Source organism: Stenotrophomonas sp. SBJS02 (genome assembly GCF_020428325.2).
GTDB lineage: Bacteria > Pseudomonadota > Gammaproteobacteria > Xanthomonadales > Xanthomonadaceae > Stenotrophomonas > Stenotrophomonas africana.
Window position 1 is genome coordinate 4,493,720 of sequence record NZ_CP109812.1, and the last position, 15,608, is coordinate 4,509,327.

Here is a 15,608-nt window from a genome sequence, read left to right on the forward strand (position 1 = left end):
TCGTTACTCCTGGGAAACCTGGGCACCGCCGGCAGCGCCCGCCGGGGTCGCAGCAGCGGTGTTCTCACCAACGCCGATGAACTGGTCGATGACCTTCTTGAACAGCAGCGGTTCAACACTGGAGAAGTGCTGCACCGGTGCGTTCTTCGACGGCGCGGCCAGCGCCTTGAACTGCGTGAAGCTGAGCGCGTCCGGCGCGCTGCGCACTTCGGCCACCCAGCGCTCGAAGTCTTCGTTGCTGCTGGCAGTGGCGATGAACTTCATGTTCGAGAAGCCATGCCCGCTGTAGTTGCCGGACATGCCACGGAACTGGCCGGGCTCGTTGGCGATCAGGTGCAGCTGCGTGCGCATGCCGGCCATCGCGTAGATCTGCCCACCCAGCTGCGGGATGAAGAAGGTATTCATCGTCGAGTTGGAGGTGATATTGAACGCCAGCGGGCGGTTGGCCGGGAAGTTGAGCTGGTTGACCGTGGCGATGCCCAGGTCCGGGTACACGAACACCCACTTCCAGTCGGTGGCGATCACGTCCACGTGCAGCGGTTCGCCAGCCACGTCCAGCGGCTTGTAGGGGTCCAGCTCGTGGGTCGACTTCCACACGATCACCGCCAGCACCGCGATGATGATCAGCGGCACGCCCCAGACCACGATCTCCACCTTGGTGGAGTGCGACCAGTCCGGCGTGTATTTCGCTTTGGTGTTGCCGGCGCGGTAGCGCCACGCGAACACGAAGGTCAGCACGATGGCCGGTATCACCACGATCAGCATCAGGCCGATGCAGATCAGGATCAGGTCGCGCTGGGCGAGCCCGACCATGCCCTTCGAATCCAGCAGCACCCAGTCACAGCCCGACAGGCCGACGCAGGTCAGGGCGACCAGCGCCAAGCGGATGCGGTTCCAGCAGATATTCATTGGAGGTCAACCCTGTTGAAGAAGCGCGCTTGACCGGCTCGCCTGCGCGCAGCGCCCGGGCGTGGAGCGGCTACACTGTGGGTACGAGGTCGCCTACAAGCAGGCGAACCAATCCAATCAAGCCCATACAAAATACATAATTGTATGGACTTGTGCACCTGCACGTATGGAAAAACCTGACCGATGACGCCACCTGCCGCCGGCCGCCGCCTGAAACACCCCAATCGCACCTGGGTTCGCCCTTTCCGCGAGGGCGCCGGCCCGCTGTACCTGCAGATTGCCCAGCAGGTGCGCGAGGCGGTGGATGACGGCGTGCTGCGCCCGGGCGACCGCCTGCCGCCGCAGCGCGACCTGGCCCAGCAGGTGGGCGTGGACCTGACCACGGTCACCCGCGCCTTCGCCGAGCTGCGCCAGGCCGGCCTGCTCGACGCGCAGGGCGCCGGCGGCACCTTCATCGCGCTGTCGGCCGGCAACCGCAGCACCTCGGTGGACCTGAGCATGAACATCCCGCCGCTGCTGGGCAGCGCGCCGTTCGCACAGGGCATGGAGGCCGGCTTCCAGCACGTGGGCCAGCAGCTGGGCCAGGGCGAGCTGATGAGCTATCACGTCGGCGCCGGCACCCGCGAGGACCGCGCCGCCGCGGTGCAGTGGCTGGCGCCAATGCTGGGCACGGTCGGTGCCGACCAGGTGGTGATTTGCCCGGGCGCGCAGACCGCGCTGTGCGCGCTGATCCTGGCCCGCACCCAGCCCGGCGAGCTGATCGCCGCTGAGCAGCTGACCTACCCGGGCCTGCTGGCCGCCGCGCGCGTGCTGCAGCGGGGCGTGGTGCCGGTGGCGATGGACGCCGAAGGCATGCTGCCCGACGCCTTGGAAGAAGCCTGCGAGCTGCGCCGCCCGCGCCTGCTGTACCTGGTGCCGACCATCCAGAACCCGACCACGGCAACGATGTCGGCGCAGCGCCGGCAGGCCCTGCTGGCGGTGGCGAAGCGCCACGATCTGACCGTGATCGAAGACGATCCCTACTGGTTGCTGGCCGGTGATGCCGCGCCGCCGCTTGCCGCCCACCGCGACGCCGGCTGCCCGGTCTACTACATCTCCACCCTGTCCAAGTGCCTGGCACCGGGCCTGCGCACCGCCTACCTGGTGGTGCCGGCCGGCGAGCCAATGGAACCGGTGCTGGATGCGCTGCGCGCGATCGCGCTGATGCCGACCCAGTCGATGGTGGCGGTGGCCTCGCAGTGGATCCGCAGCGGCCAGGCCCAGGACATGGTGCAGCGCTTCCAGCAGGAACTGCGCGAGCGCCAGGCGATTGCCGCGCAGTACCTGCCGTCCCGTGCCCAGGCGCATCCGGCCGGCCTGCATGTGTGGCTGCCGCTGCCGCCACGGCTGGACCAGTACCGGTTGATCCAGGCCGCGCAGGAACAGGGCCTGGGCATCGCCAGCTCGGATGCCTTCAGCGTGGAAGAGCCGCCGCCCGGCAACGCGATCCGCCTGTCGCTGGGCGGCGCGGTCGACCAGGGCGCTTTGGCCGGGGCACTGGCCAAGCTGAACGAGATCCTGTCCGAAGCCCCCGAGGCCCGCCACAACGCCATCGTCTGAACCGGGTGCATGGCGTTCAATCCATACAAAATGATATTTTGTATGCAATGTATGGATGAAGGGACGTGCATCGATGCGTGCCGAGAGACTGAAGTTCCACCTGGTGATGGCCGGGTGCGGTGGCTTTGTGGTGTTGATGCTGGCCGCGCTGGCCTGGGTCTGCCTGCAACCGCAGACCGTGGATGTGCAGGCCGCCGAACGCCACGCCATTGAGCAATGCATGCAGCGCAGCGAGGATCCGTCGCGTAGCGAGATCCAGCGTCGCGCGCAGGCCGACTCCTGCCGCGAGATGCGCAAGCAGTACGTGCACAAGTTCGGCGGGGACGCGTCCTGATGGGCGCAGCCGCGCCGCGTCGCCGCTGGCTGCTGCCGACGATGATCGCCCTCGCCTGCCTGTTCATGGCCGGCGTGGCGGCTGCGCTGTGGCAGTACTTCGGCTACAGCGCGCAGTCCACCTTCACCGAACAGGCCATCGTCTTCGACGACTCGCAGCTGCGCCTGCCGGCCGATCTGGCCGGAGATACCGGCCGCATCCGCGTGGTGCATTTCTGGGACCCGGCCTGCGGCGTGTGCAACCGCGAGACCGGTGCGCACCTGAGCTACCTGATCAGCATGTACCGCCGTGCCGGCATCGACTTCTACGCGATCCGCCGCCCGGGTACCCAGGGCGAGCTGCCCGAGCCGCTGAGCAACAAGGTGATCAACCTGCCGACCATCGACGGCATCGAACACATCCCGGCCAGCCCCGCTGTCGCGATCTGGGATCGCCAGGGCCACCTCGCCTACGCCGGCCCTTACAGCATCGGCATGGTCTGCAACTCGGCCAACAGCTTCGTCGAACCGCTGCTGGACAGACTGGTGCGCGGCGAAACCGTGCGCCCGAAAGGTCTGCTTGCCGTGGGCTGCTACTGCCCCTGGCAGGCCAAGCGCTGAGGACGCGCAATGACATCACCGACGCGGGCCGATGCGGCCGCCGCAAACAACAACGGCGGTCACCTGTCCGAACCGACCGATGGTTATGGACAGGCTCCCGCCGTTGGAAGCAACGATACGCCCCGACATGCTCCGTACATGCCGCGACCGGATGTCGCAGCACGCGAATGGGTGCAGGACGTGCTCGCGCACAACGGGCCGATCTACCTGCGCATCGTCAATTCGCTGGAACGCACAGTGCGCCGCGGTGGTCTCGCACCGGGCCAGCGCCTGCCTTCGCAGCGCGCGTTGGCGCAGCAGCTCGGCATCGACCTGACCACGGTGACGCGGGCCTTTGATGAAGCGCGCAAGCGCGGCCTGATCGAAGCGCGTGGACCGCAGGGCAGTTTCATCGCACCACCCAAGGCCGGTTTCGACCAGGTGGTGGACCTGAGCATGAACGTGCCGCCGGTACCCGACGCCGATGCGCTGGCCGAAACGCTGCGCCGTGGTGCCGCCGCCGTGCTTGCACGCAGCAACGCACCGAACCTGATGACCTATCACCTGGGCGGCGGCAACCCGACCGACCGCCACGCAGCGGCGCGTTGGCTGCAGCCGATGCTGGGCGCCGTGGATGACGACTGCCTGCTGCTGACCGAAGGCGCGCAGGTGGCGTTGGCCGCGATCCTGGTCAGCCAGGGCCGCGATGGCGATACGATCCTGTGCGATGCGCTGGTCTATCCGGGCCTGTTGCAGGCCGCAGCGGCGCTGGGGCGTCGGCTGATGCCGGTGGACAGCGACGAACACGGCATGTGCCCTGAAGCGCTGCTGCGGCAGGCGCGCGAAAGCGGCGCGCGCCTGGTCTATCTCAACCCCACCTGCCAGAACCCGACCGCGCTGACCCTGCCGCTGCAGCGGCGCGAGGCGCTGGCACGTGTGCTGGAAGGCGAAGGCCTGCTGGCGATTGAAGATGATCCGTACTGGCACCTCGCCGAAGATGCACCGATACCCCTGGCAGCACTGGCACCGCGCCATGTGTTCTATGTAGCGACGCTGTCGAAGGTGATCAGCCCCGGCCTGCGCACCGCATTCGTGCAATGCCCGAGCGCTGTGCACGCCGAGGCGATGACGGCGGCGTTGCGGGCGACGCGACTGATGGGGCATCCGCTGGTGTCGGCGCTGGCCAGCCAGCTGCTGCTGGATGGCTCGGCGCAATCACTATTGGTCCAGGTACGCACCGAGGCACGCGAACGCATGCGCATGGCGCGTTACCTGCTGGCACCGTCGCTGCTGCAGCGTGCCGAGGGCCTGCATGCCTGGTGTCGGGTGCCGGCACCATGGACCGACGCCACGCTGGTGCGTACCGCGCAGTTGCAGGGGCTGGCCATCGCTCCTTCATCGGCGTTTTGCCCGCCCAGGGTGCAGCGTCAGAACGGCGTGCGGTTGTCGCTGGGGCTGGCAGCGGATCGCCGGCAGCTGGAGAGCGCGTTGCGGCGGATTGACCGGTTGTTGTTGTCGGATGCGTTGCCGGCGATCGAGCGGTAGGCGGAGAGCATCCACGCAGGGCGTGGATCTACGGGATCCGCTTCGGTAGATGCCAACCTTGGTTGGCAATGTCCGTGCACGCGATGCGTGGATAGGGTGTGCCGACCAACGGTCGGCACCCACCAGGCTGGAGAAGAGCGGTAGCGCCGGGCCCTGCCCGGCGGAAGATTTCCCGCCAAGCTCGAAATGTGCCAACCAAGGTTGGCACCTACCAAAGCAGGGTCAGGCCAGGGCAGAGAGGGCCCGCGCCAGCGCATCCATCTGCTCCGGCCGGGTGAACACCGACGGCGTCACCCGTACACAGGCACCCGATTCCAGGCCATCGCGATACGTGGTGAAAATCCGATGTTCATCCAACAGACGCTTCTGCAGTGCCTGGTTCTGTTCCACCGAGGTGTGGCCGCGCAGACGGAAACTGGCCAATGCACTGGCCAGCGCCGGGTCCGGCGAAGACAGCACTTCGATATGCGCCATCTGCCGCGCAGGTACCGTCCAGCGCTCGCGCAGGTAGCGCAGGCGCGCCTGCTTGTTGGCCACGCCAATGCGCTGGTGCAGGGCAATCGCCTCCGGTAGCGCCAGGTAAGCGGCGAAGTTGACCGTGCCGGTGTGCACGCGGCTGCCCACGCGGCCGTCGTCGGTCTCGCCCATATAGGGGTCCAGGTCCGCAACGCGACCCCTGCGCACGTACATCGCGCCTACACCGACCGGCGCACCGATCCACTTGTGCAGGTTGATGCCGACGAAATCGGCCTTCAGCTGTGGCACCGCGTAGTCGATCTGGCCAAACCCATGGGCCGCATCGACGATCACGTCGATACCGCGTGCGCGTGCACGCTCGGCGATCTCCGCCACCGGCAGCACCAGCCCATGGCGATGGCTGACCTGGGTCAGCAGCACCAGCTTCAGGCGCGGCAACCGCGCGAATGCGTCCTCATACGCCTGCAGGATCTGCGCGTGGTCCGGCACCGCCGGCAGCGCGATACGCTCGACCTGCACGCCGCGACGCTGCTGCAGCCAGCGCATCGCGCCGATCATGCTGTCGTAGTCGATGTCGGCATACAGCACCTGGTCGCCAGGCTGCAGGCGGTTGTAGCCGCCGATCAACGCCAGCATCGCCTCGGTGGCGCCGCGGGTCAGTGCGATCTCGTCGGCGCCCACGCCCAGCAGTTCGGCCACCTGCCGCTGCACCGCCATGTACTGCGCCGGGAATTCACGGCGGCCGTACCAGGCGTTGCCGCGGTTCACTTCAGCGGTATGGCGCTGGTAGCTGGCCAGCGTCTCGCGGCCCATCGCGCCCCAGTAGCCGTTCTCCAGGTGGTTCACTTCATCGGTGATGTCGAAGTGGCTGGCCACGGCGGCCCAATAGCCTTCATCGTGGGCCAGCACGTCCGGCGCCACGGTCGTTGCGGGAATCTGCATGGGCGCAGCGTAACGCGTGGCCGCCATGGCTGGCAGTGAAGACAGTGCGGCGGCGGCCGGCAGCAGGGTGCCGGCACGCAACAGGGAGCGACGGGTCGGGTCCATCAGAAGCTCAACCGGTACTGTGCGTACAGGTTGGCACCGTCGGTGTCATACGGTGCATTACGCGAGTAGATCAGGCCGCGGCTGGCCTGGAACACGGCCTCATCCGGGTAGCGATCCAGTACGTTGTCGGCGCCGACGCGCAGGCTGTGGTGCTCGTTGATGCGATAGCCCACCGCGAGGTCGAGGAAACTCATCGCGCCGAAACGCTGGTAGATGTCGCCCACCGCATTGCCGCTGGCGTCGGTCCAGGCACCGTAGTAGCGCATGCGCGCCATCAGCGACCAGGCGCCGATATCCCAGCTGCCGGTGAGGCTGCCCTTGTGCTCGGGCAGGCGGTCTTCAAACAGCACGCGCTGGGTTTCGTTGGTGGCCACCGAGGTGCTGCCGTTGTCCACGCGGGTGCGGTTGTAGTTGTAGGCCAGGGTCAGCGTCATGCGGCCCCCGCCGAGGTCGCGCAGGTAGTTGCCGACCACGTCCACGCCGGTGGTGGTGGTGTCGAAGTCGTTGGTGAAGTAGTTCACCGAGGTGTAGCCCAGCGGGTTGGGCGTACCGGCCGGAATGGCGAAGCTGGCCGACTGGCTGAAGCGGTCGGTGAGCTTGATCTGGTAGACGTCCACCGAACCGGACAGGCCCAGGTCGGTGCGCCAGGTCACGCCCAGCGAGGCGGTACGCGATTCCTCCGGCTTCAGCGGCCTGGCACCGAGCAGCTGCGCCAGCGGATCATTCGGCGACAGGCGGCCACTGGTGAAGATCTGAAGCGTGCGCGTGTCCAGGCCCTGGGTGGTACTGGTGGTGTTGAGCTGCGCGGGCGTCGGCGCACGGAAGCCGGTGGACACGGTGCCGCGCAGGGCCACGTCCGGGGTGATCGCGAAACGCGCCGACAGCTTGCCGTCCAGCGTGCTGCCGAAGCTGGAAAAATCCTCGTAGCGGCTGGCCGCGCCGATGCTCCAGCGCTCGCCCAGCGGCACTTCCATATCCACGTAGGCCGCCTTGCTGCGCTGGCTCCACTGCCCGGCCTGGCTGGCCGAGAAGCCCGGCGCGCCATTGGAGTTGGCCTCCAGGCCCGCGGCCGCGCCCGGGCCGACTGCGTACGAGGCCGGATCACCGGCGCGGACCTGGTAGGTTTCCTGCCGGAATTCGCCACCGAAGGCGACATTGATCGGCTTGGACAGTGCGCCCACATCCCACTCGTAGTTGAAGTCGGCGTTGGCGTTCTTCTCGGTCTGGGTCAGGCGGCCGAGGTCGAACGCGGTCGGGCTGGCCGGGCCGAGCGAGGCATTGATCGAGTTCTTCAGGCTGTAGTCGATCGCGTTACGGCCATACGAAGCACTGACATCCCAGCGCAGCTTGGCCGTGATATCACCGCGCAGGCCGCCGACCAGCTGCAGGTCGTTCTGCACGTTGCCGTACTGCGGGCTGAAGCCCACCGGGTACAGCGAACGCAGGTTCCAGCCTGGGAAGATCGGGGTGGTGCGGTAGGCGCCGGTGTGGTATCGGGGTTGCGCCAGTTGAAATCGCTGACGCCATCACTGTGGCTGTATAGGCCGAAGGCATAGAGCTCCAGCGTCTCGCTGGCGTTGGCCTTCACGTTGAAGCCGACGCGGCGGCTTTCCAGTTCCGGTTGGCCCCAGCGCTGTACCGGGTTGGGCAGCTCCAGCTCCGGATGCGCGGCCTGGAACGCAATGGCATCCGGGCGCTGGCGGGTGCGCGAGGTGGCTTCGGAGTTGGACGATTCGGCGAACAGCACCAGGCTGCCGTAGTCGCCCAGCGACCAGCCGGTGCGCGCACTGAAGTCCCGCGACGCACCGTCACCCTGCGCGTACTGCGAATAACCGGCGGTGATCTCGGTGCCCGGGCCATCCTCAAGAATGATGTTGATGACACCGGCGATGGCATCCGAGCCGTACTGTGCCGATGCGCCGTCGCGCAGCACTTCGATGCGCTTGATCGCACTGGTCGGGATCTGTGCCAGGTCGGCTGCCTGCGCACCACGGTTGCCGAGCAGCGCGCTGCGGTGGAAGCGGCGACCATTGACCAGCACCAGGGTCTGGTCCGGTGACAGGCCACGCAGGGTCGCCGGGCGCACGAACACCTGGCCGTCCGCCATCGGCAGGCGCTGTACCACGAACGACGGCACCAGCTGGGCCAGCACGTCCTTCAGGTCGGTGGATTGAACGGACGTGATGTCTTCCTTGGTGAACACGTCCACCGGCGCCAGCGTTTCGAACTGGGTGCGGTTGGAGGCGCGGGTGCCGGTGACCAGCATCGCGTCGAGCTGGGTGGGTGCGGCGCGGCTGCCGCCTGCGGTATCGACCGCATCGGCCTCCGCTGCGATCGCGCCTCCTGCGCTGGCCATGGAAAGGGCAAGGAGGATGGAACGCGAAAGCTTCGAACGATGCACGGCAGGGCTCCGGGAGGACGCGACAGGGCCAGCACCTGTGCGCACACAACAGGCCTGGACAAGGCGCGCAGTCTCGGCCCGATCTGTGAAGGAGGCATGACGTCAGTACGACAGCTTGATGCCGCACAGGCGCAAGAACTGCTAAGCGCCGCGCCTGCCGATCCGCTACTGTGCCGGCATTGGATTCGGGGAAAGGCAGATGAGCGCGGCGGGCAAGGCGTTGTGGTACATCGAAACCCATGCGGACCGGCCATTGGCGCTGGCCGATATCGCCACCGCAGCGGGGCTGTCGCCGTTCCATCTGTCACGCCTGTTCCAGGCCCGCACTGGCACCTCGGTGGTGCGCTATCTGCGGGGACGGCGCCTGACCGCTGCCGCGCAGCGGTTGGCGAACGGCGCGGGCGACATCCTGCAGGTCGCGCTGGGGGCCGGCTATACCACCCATGCCGCGTTCACCCGCGCCTTCAGTGAACAGTTCGGGCAGACGCCGGAGCGCGTACGCGAACAGGGCACCGATGGGCTGGCGCTGGTACAGGCGATCCGCGTGGATGATGCGCCGGTGCCCTGCGGTGAAGCGCCGCGGCTGCTCGACACGCCCGCTTTCCAGGTGGTGGGCATCGGCATGCGGCATACCCGCGACAGTGGCGGCGCGATTCCCGGCCAATGGGCGCAGCTCAACCGCGAATGGCCGAAGCCGGCACCGATCAGCTTCGGTGTGTGCTGCAACAGCGACGACGATGGCGGCTTCGATTACATCGCCGCACTGCCGGCAAGCGTGGTGCCGAGCGTGCCTGCGCACTGGCAAAGTGTGCACATTCCGCCGCGTCGCTATCTGGTGGCCTGGCACGGCGCGCACATCTCGACCATCCGCTCGACCTGGTTCTGGCTGCTGGATCATTATCTTCCTGCTTCCAACCTCAGCCTTGCCGATGCACCGGATCTGGAACGCTACGACGCCCGATTCGATGAGCACACCGGCAACGGCGGCGTGGAGATCTGGCTGCCAGTCGACGAACGTCCCAACTGACAAGGAACTGAAGATGCGCATGATGGCCGCTGTGCTGGGAATGATCCTCATGGTCTCCACTGCCGTGGCCGATGCCAGCGAGACGCGGGCGGCCGGCGAGCGCCACGGCGCCACCACGGTGGCCAGCGCGGCTGTGCGCGATGCGCAGCACCACGACGCGCTGCGCTACACGGTCTGGTACCCAGCGCTGGCCGGCAGCCGGGAAACCGCGCTGACCATCGGCCCGCCCGACGCGCCGCTGTTCGACGTCGGACGTGCCGCGATGGAGGCTCCCGTCGCGGGTGATCGCCTGCCAACGCTGCTGCTCTCGCACGGCAACGGCGGCAGTGCGCGCATGATGGGCTGGCTGGGCACTGCGCTGGCGCGGGCCGGGTATCTGGTGATCGCGGTCGATCATCCAGGCAACAACGGCGTGGACGAGATGACCCTGCCCGGCAGCATCCTGAGCTGGTTGCGTGCGGATGACCTGTGCGCCGCGCTGGCGGCCGTGCGGGCCGATCCAGTGCTGGGCCCACATGTTGATCCTGAACGCCTGGGTGTTGCCGGGTTCTCGGCCGGCGGCTACACCGCGCTGCTCGCAGCCGGTGCACGACCGGACCTGCAGCGACTGCTGGCCTTCTGCCGCGCACACCCGGATGACGGCGTCTGCCGGCCTCAACAGGAAGCCGCAACGCACTCAATGGAAGCGCGCGTTGCCGCTGCGGCCTCTCCCGCACTGGCGCCATGGATCTCGCAGGCCAACGACGCGCGCGCGATCCCCGGCGTGCGGGCGGCATTCCTGCTGGCTCCGGCAATCATCCAGGCCTTCGCGCCCGAGCAGCTGTCCTCGTTGCGGCTGCCCGTGTCGATCGTGCTGGGTGAGGCTGACACGGTTGCGCCGCCACAGACCAATGGCGCGGCCGCCGGGGCCCTGATTCCGGGCGCGGAACTGCAGCGCTTGGCCGATGTGGGCCACTATGATTTCCTGGCCGCGTGCACCGCGACCGGGCAGCAGCGGCTGCAGGAGCTGTGCACTACGTCGGTGCCAAAGGCACAGACCCACGCGCAGGCAGTGGACGCAGCGATACGGTTCTTCGACCACTCACTGCGCTAGTGGCCACCGCGCTGCGCCCGGCGCTACAGTGGAGGTGTCCACGGAGGATCGATCATGCGCCTGCTGCACCTCACTCTGCCGGTATCCGACGTCGGTGCCGTGGCCAGCTACTTCCGCGATGTGCTGCAGCAGCGCGTGGTCGGCATCCATGTGCACATCGGCTGGAGCACGATCGAACTGCAGCCCAGTGAAGGACGTCCGGTCGGAGGCGTGCACCTGGCCTTCAACGTACCGGACAACCGCTTCGGCGAGGCAATGACCTGGTTGCGTGAACGCACGCCACTGCAGCGCAATCCGGCCGGGCTGGATTACTTCGCGCTGGAAAGCAGCTGGCAGTCGCAGTCGGTGTACTTTACCGGCCCCGATGGCTTGATCCTGGAACTGATCGGGCGCCGCCGCTTGCCCGACAGTACGCATCAGGGCGCCTTCCACGGCGGCGAACTGACCTGCCTGAGCGAGGTCGGCCTGCCCAGCCACGATGTCGACGCTGTGCGCGAACAGTCCAGCCTGCGGTTCGGCCTGCAACCGATCAGCCTGCCTTCGCCGCAGTTCGCGCCGATGGGCGACGACGAGGGCCTGCTGATCGTGGTCGCTGCGGACCGGCGCTGGTTCCCCGAGCAGAAGGACCTGCCCAATGCACAGGGCCTGTTGCTGCAGGTCGGCGACGTGGCCGGCCCGGGCGTTGTGGAGGACGCTGCACTCGGCTGGCGGGTACAGGCGATCTGAGCTACCAGCTGCCGGACGCGCCGCCTCCGCCGCTGCGGCCACCGCCTCCGGACCAGCTGCCGGAGCTGCTCGACGACGAACTGCTGGATGACGAACTGGACGCGCTGCGTTCGCGGCGTGACGAAACCCGGCCACGTGCGCGCTCGCCCGGCAACATGGTGAACAACCCTACGAAGTACAGCAGCACGCCACACACACCTGACACGATCATCGCCAGCAGCCGTGGATCGTCACCTTCGGCACGATGGATCGCCAGCAACGCGCCCCCGACATAACCGAGGGTCAACAGCACCAGCACCGTCATGCGCACGACGAAGCTGCTGCGGTTCTTCTTCCAGCGTGCGCGACAGGCCTGCACCAGCAGGAACACCATCAGGGTGACAACACCCGCGGCGGCCTGCAGCAGCAGGTGCCGGGCCAGGCTCGGTGGCAGCTGGCCACGAAGCAGCGCCTGTACCAGCAAGACCATGCTGAGTACCAGCATGCCGCACAGGACGATGCGCACCCCGCGGCTGCGACGCCAGCACCAGCCGAGCAGGGCCGCCACCGGCACGCCCAGCGCCATCACGAAGCACAGGCCCGCCAGCAGGTGGCGTGGCAACAGCAACGCCACGGACAGCACCCCTGCGGCAACCACCGCTGTCAGCAGCATCGGACGCCCCCAGGCCGGCAAGGTCGGCCAGCTCGGCCTCGGTGCCGACGCATTGGCGGCCAGTGCCTTGCGCCGCCGCTCCCGACGGCTTCCGCTGAAATCGTCCTCGGTCTTCGCTGGCGGGAGGGGCGGCGGCGAGCGCCACAGCCCGGCCAGGAAGCCGGCCAGCAGGGTCAACGCCACCACCGAGTCTGCGCGGCGCCAGTCCGCAGGCAGCACATTGCTGGCCGGCGGCGCTTCCCATGCAGGCAGGTCCTCGCCTTCGATCAGCGCCACCATGATCGTCGTGCCATCAAGCACGCCCTGGTCGAAATCACCCTCACGAAAGCGCGGCACGATCGCGTTGTCGATGATGCGAGCGGCGTACGCGTCTGGTAGCGCACCTTCCAGGCCATAGCCGGTCTGGATGCGTACGCGGCGATCCTGCACCGCCACCAGCAACAGCACGCCGTCGTCGACACCGGCGCGACCCAGCTGCCATTGATCAAACACCCGCTGTGCGTAGGGCTCGATGCCCTCGTTGCCCACGCTGGGTACCACCAGCACCTGCAGCTGTGCACCTTTCCGCACCTGCAGCTGCAGCGCCTGCCTGCGCAGGGTGGCGCGGGTTTCAGTGGACAGCGCGTTGGCCGTGTCCACCACGGGATCGTCCAGCGCCGGCACCGGGATTGCCGCCAGCGCCGCCATCGGCAGCAGGCACAGCAGCAACAGCAGGCATGTCATGGCTGCGGCCTGCTGTCCTGCCCGCAGCATGCTCACGTGCCCTGCCCTGCCTCGATCCGCGCATGCAGCGCCTGCAGCTGTGCCACCGTCTGGTTGAACACCTGCAGATCGGCGTCCACCAGGGCCGCCCAGTCTGGCGCGTGCCCCAGCAGTTGCGCCACCTGCTCGTCCGGCGCGCGATCGAAGCCCTCGCCAAGCACGGCAAGATAACGCTCACGGAACCCGTCGGGGTCGCGCTGGTCCTGCACATACAGCTGCACGGCCAGCAGCCCCGCATACAGGTAGTTCACCAGATAGTTCGGGTCTTCATACATCAGGCGCTTGCCGATCCAGGTGTTGCGCAGCTGCGGGTAGCGCTCCGGTTGCTGGCCGAAGCGCGCCAGCACCTGCCCGGTCAGCGCGTCCAGATCATCGGCGGTGCCCAGCGTACCGGCGGCAACGCCTGGTAGATCGACTGCTCCAGCTGCGCTTCCTCGGAAGAGGTGAACAGCTGCAGCACCATGTCGTCCAGCAGCGACTTCAGGTAATAGGCCTTGGCACGCGGGTCCTGTGCCTGCTGGTACAGCTGGTCGCGGAAGCGCAGCTCGTTGTAGATCGCGAACGCTTCGGTCAGCCACGGGCTGCCATTGCGCTGCAGCGGCGACGCATGACCGCGCTGCATCCACTCGCCATGCATGGCATGGCCAGCTTCATGCGCAATTTCCACATCGCTGTCCAGATCGCCACGGCGCACGCCAACAAACAGCATTGCCGGCACACCGGGAGCGCTCACCGGGAACGCGTCCTGGCTGCGGTCACCGCGTTCGGTGGCCAGATCCATACGCTGGTTGGCCGGATCGAGCAGTGCGCGCAGTTCGGCGACGTACGCCGGCCCCAGGTGCTGCATGGCATCGGCGGCGTTGTCGCGCAGCTGCGCCAGCGTCAGCACCGGGGGCGTGTAGCCGGCATCGGGCACCGTGGTATCCCAGATCTGCGGCGCAGCGATGCCCGATCGCGCAGCGTGGTGCAGCAGCATCTCCTGGTAGGCGCGGCGGTCACCCGCGTGCTGTTCGATGGCCACCAGCGTTGCATCCACTACGGCGGTATCCAGGCCCATGCGCTGGTAGCCGTGCGCCGGTGCCGAGCCATCGCCCTGCAGACGTGCGGCAGCATCATTCACCTGCACCAGCCCCAGCAGCACCGAAGCCATCGGCTCACGGCGCGAGTGCAGCCCCTGCCAATAGCCCTTCCAGCCGGCCTCGCGCAGCGCGCGGTCGGGCTGCTGGGCCAGCGCCTGCTTGTCGCGCCCCGTGTCCCAGTGCCGGCCGCCGTGCTCGATCTGCGGGTACTCGGCACTGCGCAGGATCTGCCCGCGCAGGCGCGCGAAGCTGTCGAGCGCCGGATCGGCCAGTGCCTCCACGGCCTCATCCAGCGCGGCGTTGGCCGGGGTGGCGGACTCCTTCAACGCGCGTGCGCGCAGGAAGGCATAGGGCGCTGCCCACGGCGCATCTGCGGGCGCCTCGCGCAGAGCGGCGCGGCCGCTGCGGGCAATGCGGCTGCACAGCCCCGTCACCTGATCCAGCGCCTGCGCCGGACGCTGATCACGCGCAGTGCGGGCGGCCTGCAGGTGCAGGTAGCCGTGATGGCGCAGGCACTGCGCCTCCAGTATCTCGGCCTGCCGGAAGCGTTCCGCGGGTGCAAGGGTGGACGCCTGCTGCAGGGCCTCGACGCGCTTGCCCAGCGCGTCACGCGCGGCCTGTTCGGCGGTGGCATTGGCGAAGTAGGCGCGATCATCGGCATGCGCCGGCTGTGCCTGGGCGCCGCTGAAGTGGGCTATCGCCAATACGGCGGCGACGGCGGTGGTGGCGTGCTTCCTGAAAGCCTGCATCGGCGTCTCCCTGCCTGGACCAGGGATCGAGACTAGCAGTCACTGGCCCGCCGCGCCTGTGCCGGATCAGGCTTCAGATCGACTCGTCCTCACGCTTGACCAGCGTCCAGCACGGCGTCTGAGCAAAGGTGTAGGTCTGCTGGTCGCTGCTGTCCGGCGTACGGATCTGCACCTGCCGCTGCCCGTCGGCCAGGAGGCTGACCTGCATTTCGCGGCCCTGCCCGGACAACGCGGCAGGATCGGGCATCACCGGCCACTCCACATCGGCCAGCGCCAACCGGCTTTCCACCTTGCGCGGTTCCGGCTCGGCCTCTGCATCGATGTAACTGTCCAGCAGCGGATCGGCCGTGGCCTTTTCCTGCAGCGTGATCTCGTTGCCGAAATGCTTCAGGAACGTATCGAATTCCGGGTAGGGGCATTCACTGGCTGCAGCCACAGGTGTGGGCTCGGTGGCGCTGGTCGCCGGCGCCGCTGCGGCAGTCACGGCTTCGGCCGCTGTCTGTGGTGGCTGCGGCGCTGGCGTGCAGGCAACCAGCACCGCGCCGCAGGCAAGCACCAGCAGTGCAGGAGAAGGGTATCGACGCATGGGCTCATCCTGAATCCGGTCCGGTCGCTCCATGCTACCGCGCA

General features: G+C 67.8%; 11 protein-coding genes and 2 pseudogenes. 7 read left to right on the plus strand and 6 right to left on the minus strand.

From position 1 onward, the window contains the following. Window positions 1–3 precede the first annotated feature (3 nt). Window positions 4–909 (minus strand): ubiquinol oxidase subunit II, encoded by a 906-nt coding sequence (cyoA, locus tag FQS62_RS20760; RefSeq protein ID WP_208043448.1) that lies wholly within the window; start codon window positions 907–909, stop codon window positions 4–6. 183 nt (window positions 910–1,092) lie between these two features. Here cyoA and FQS62_RS20765 point away from each other — a divergent pair, with 183 nt between their 5' ends. Genes FQS62_RS20765 through FQS62_RS20780 form a run of 4 tightly spaced genes read left to right on the plus strand, consistent with a single transcriptional unit; the run spans window position 1,093 to window position 4,965 of the window. After that, window positions 1,093–2,508, plus strand: coding sequence for an aminotransferase-like domain-containing protein (locus FQS62_RS20765; protein WP_125427357.1), 1,416 nt, complete (start codon window positions 1,093–1,095; stop codon window positions 2,506–2,508). 55 nt (window positions 2,509–2,563) lie between these two features. After that, complete coding sequence (locus FQS62_RS20770) at window positions 2,564–2,842, plus strand: hypothetical protein (protein WP_226053592.1); 279 nt, start codon at window positions 2,564–2,566, stop codon at window positions 2,840–2,842. Next, a complete protein-coding gene (locus FQS62_RS20775) occupies window positions 2,842–3,441 on the plus strand; it encodes a DUF6436 domain-containing protein (RefSeq protein ID WP_208043449.1) in 600 nt (199 codons plus the stop codon). The genes FQS62_RS20770 and FQS62_RS20775 overlap by 1 nt, the downstream gene beginning before the upstream one ends. A 9-nt stretch (window positions 3,442–3,450) precedes the next feature. After that, window positions 3,451–4,965, plus strand: coding sequence for an aminotransferase-like domain-containing protein (locus FQS62_RS20780; protein ID WP_208043450.1), 1,515 nt, complete (start codon window positions 3,451–3,453; stop codon window positions 4,963–4,965). 222 nt (window positions 4,966–5,187) lie between these two features. Here the strand turns inward: FQS62_RS20780 and FQS62_RS20785 are convergent, their stop codons facing one another. After that, the gene (locus tag FQS62_RS20785) at window positions 5,188–6,489 is read right to left on the minus strand and encodes an aminotransferase class V-fold PLP-dependent enzyme (protein WP_208043376.1); all 1,302 of its coding nucleotides are present in this window, start codon (window positions 6,487–6,489) and stop codon (window positions 5,188–5,190) included. Then, window positions 6,489–8,890 (minus strand): annotated as a pseudogene (locus FQS62_RS20790) (TonB-dependent receptor). The gene FQS62_RS20785 and the pseudogene FQS62_RS20790 overlap by 1 nt, the downstream one beginning before the upstream one ends. A 199-nt stretch (window positions 8,891–9,089) precedes the next feature. Between FQS62_RS20790 and FQS62_RS20795 the strand changes: the two are divergent. From FQS62_RS20795 to FQS62_RS20805, 3 genes are read left to right on the plus strand one after another with little or no spacing between them, the layout of a single operon-like run. Beyond that, window positions 9,090–9,917: an AraC family transcriptional regulator gene (locus FQS62_RS20795; RefSeq protein WP_049444325.1), complete on the plus strand. Its 828-nt coding sequence runs from the start codon at window positions 9,090–9,092 to the stop codon at window positions 9,915–9,917. A 13-nt stretch (window positions 9,918–9,930) separates the two neighbouring features. Continuing rightward, window positions 9,931–11,010, plus strand: coding sequence for an alpha/beta hydrolase family protein (locus FQS62_RS20800; RefSeq protein ID WP_049444323.1), 1,080 nt, complete (start codon window positions 9,931–9,933; stop codon window positions 11,008–11,010). Window positions 11,011–11,064: 54 nt separating this feature from the next. After that, complete coding sequence (locus FQS62_RS20805; RefSeq protein WP_049444321.1) at window positions 11,065–11,736, plus strand: VOC family protein; 672 nt, start codon at window positions 11,065–11,067, stop codon at window positions 11,734–11,736. A gap of 1 nt (window position 11,737) precedes the next feature. On the opposite strand, the gene FQS62_RS20810 is transcribed toward FQS62_RS20805, so the two are convergent. From FQS62_RS20810 to FQS62_RS20820, 3 genes and pseudogenes are all read right to left on the minus strand, one after another. Next, a complete protein-coding gene (locus tag FQS62_RS20810) occupies window positions 11,738–13,111 on the minus strand; it encodes a TPM domain-containing protein (RefSeq protein WP_208043377.1) in 1,374 nt (457 codons plus the stop codon). 32 nt (window positions 13,112–13,143) lie between these two features. Next, window positions 13,144–14,978: pseudogene (locus FQS62_RS20815) on the minus strand (M3 family metallopeptidase). 73 nt (window positions 14,979–15,051) lie between these two features. Then, complete coding sequence (locus FQS62_RS20820) at window positions 15,052–15,564, minus strand: hypothetical protein (protein ID WP_049444315.1); 513 nt, start codon at window positions 15,562–15,564, stop codon at window positions 15,052–15,054. Between the last annotated feature and the right edge of the window lie 44 nt (window positions 15,565–15,608).

Bases quoted from the DNA above. Each gene is read 5' to 3' on its own strand.
- cyoA (WP_208043448.1), bottom strand. From the start codon at position 909: ATGAATATCTGCTGGAACCGCATCCGCTTGGCGCTGGTCGCCCTGACC.
- FQS62_RS20765 (WP_125427357.1), top strand. From the start codon at position 1,093: ATGACGCCACCTGCCGCCGGCCGCCGCCTGAAACACCCCAATCGCACC.
- FQS62_RS20770 (WP_226053592.1), top strand. From the start codon at position 2,564: ATGAAGGGACGTGCATCGATGCGTGCCGAGAGACTGAAGTTCCACCTG.
- FQS62_RS20775 (WP_208043449.1), top strand. From the start codon at position 2,842: ATGGGCGCAGCCGCGCCGCGTCGCCGCTGGCTGCTGCCGACGATGATC.
- FQS62_RS20780 (WP_208043450.1), top strand. From the start codon at position 3,451: ATGACATCACCGACGCGGGCCGATGCGGCCGCCGCAAACAACAACGGC.
- FQS62_RS20785 (WP_208043376.1), bottom strand. From the start codon at position 6,489: ATGGACCCGACCCGTCGCTCCCTGTTGCGTGCCGGCACCCTGCTGCCG.
- FQS62_RS20795 (WP_049444325.1), top strand. From the start codon at position 9,090: ATGAGCGCGGCGGGCAAGGCGTTGTGGTACATCGAAACCCATGCGGAC.
- FQS62_RS20800 (WP_049444323.1), top strand. From the start codon at position 9,931: ATGCGCATGATGGCCGCTGTGCTGGGAATGATCCTCATGGTCTCCACT.
- FQS62_RS20805 (WP_049444321.1), top strand. From the start codon at position 11,065: ATGCGCCTGCTGCACCTCACTCTGCCGGTATCCGACGTCGGTGCCGTG.
- FQS62_RS20810 (WP_208043377.1), bottom strand. From the start codon at position 13,111: ATGACATGCCTGCTGTTGCTGCTGTGCCTGCTGCCGATGGCGGCGCTG.
- FQS62_RS20820 (WP_049444315.1), bottom strand. From the start codon at position 15,564: ATGCGTCGATACCCTTCTCCTGCACTGCTGGTGCTTGCCTGCGGCGCG.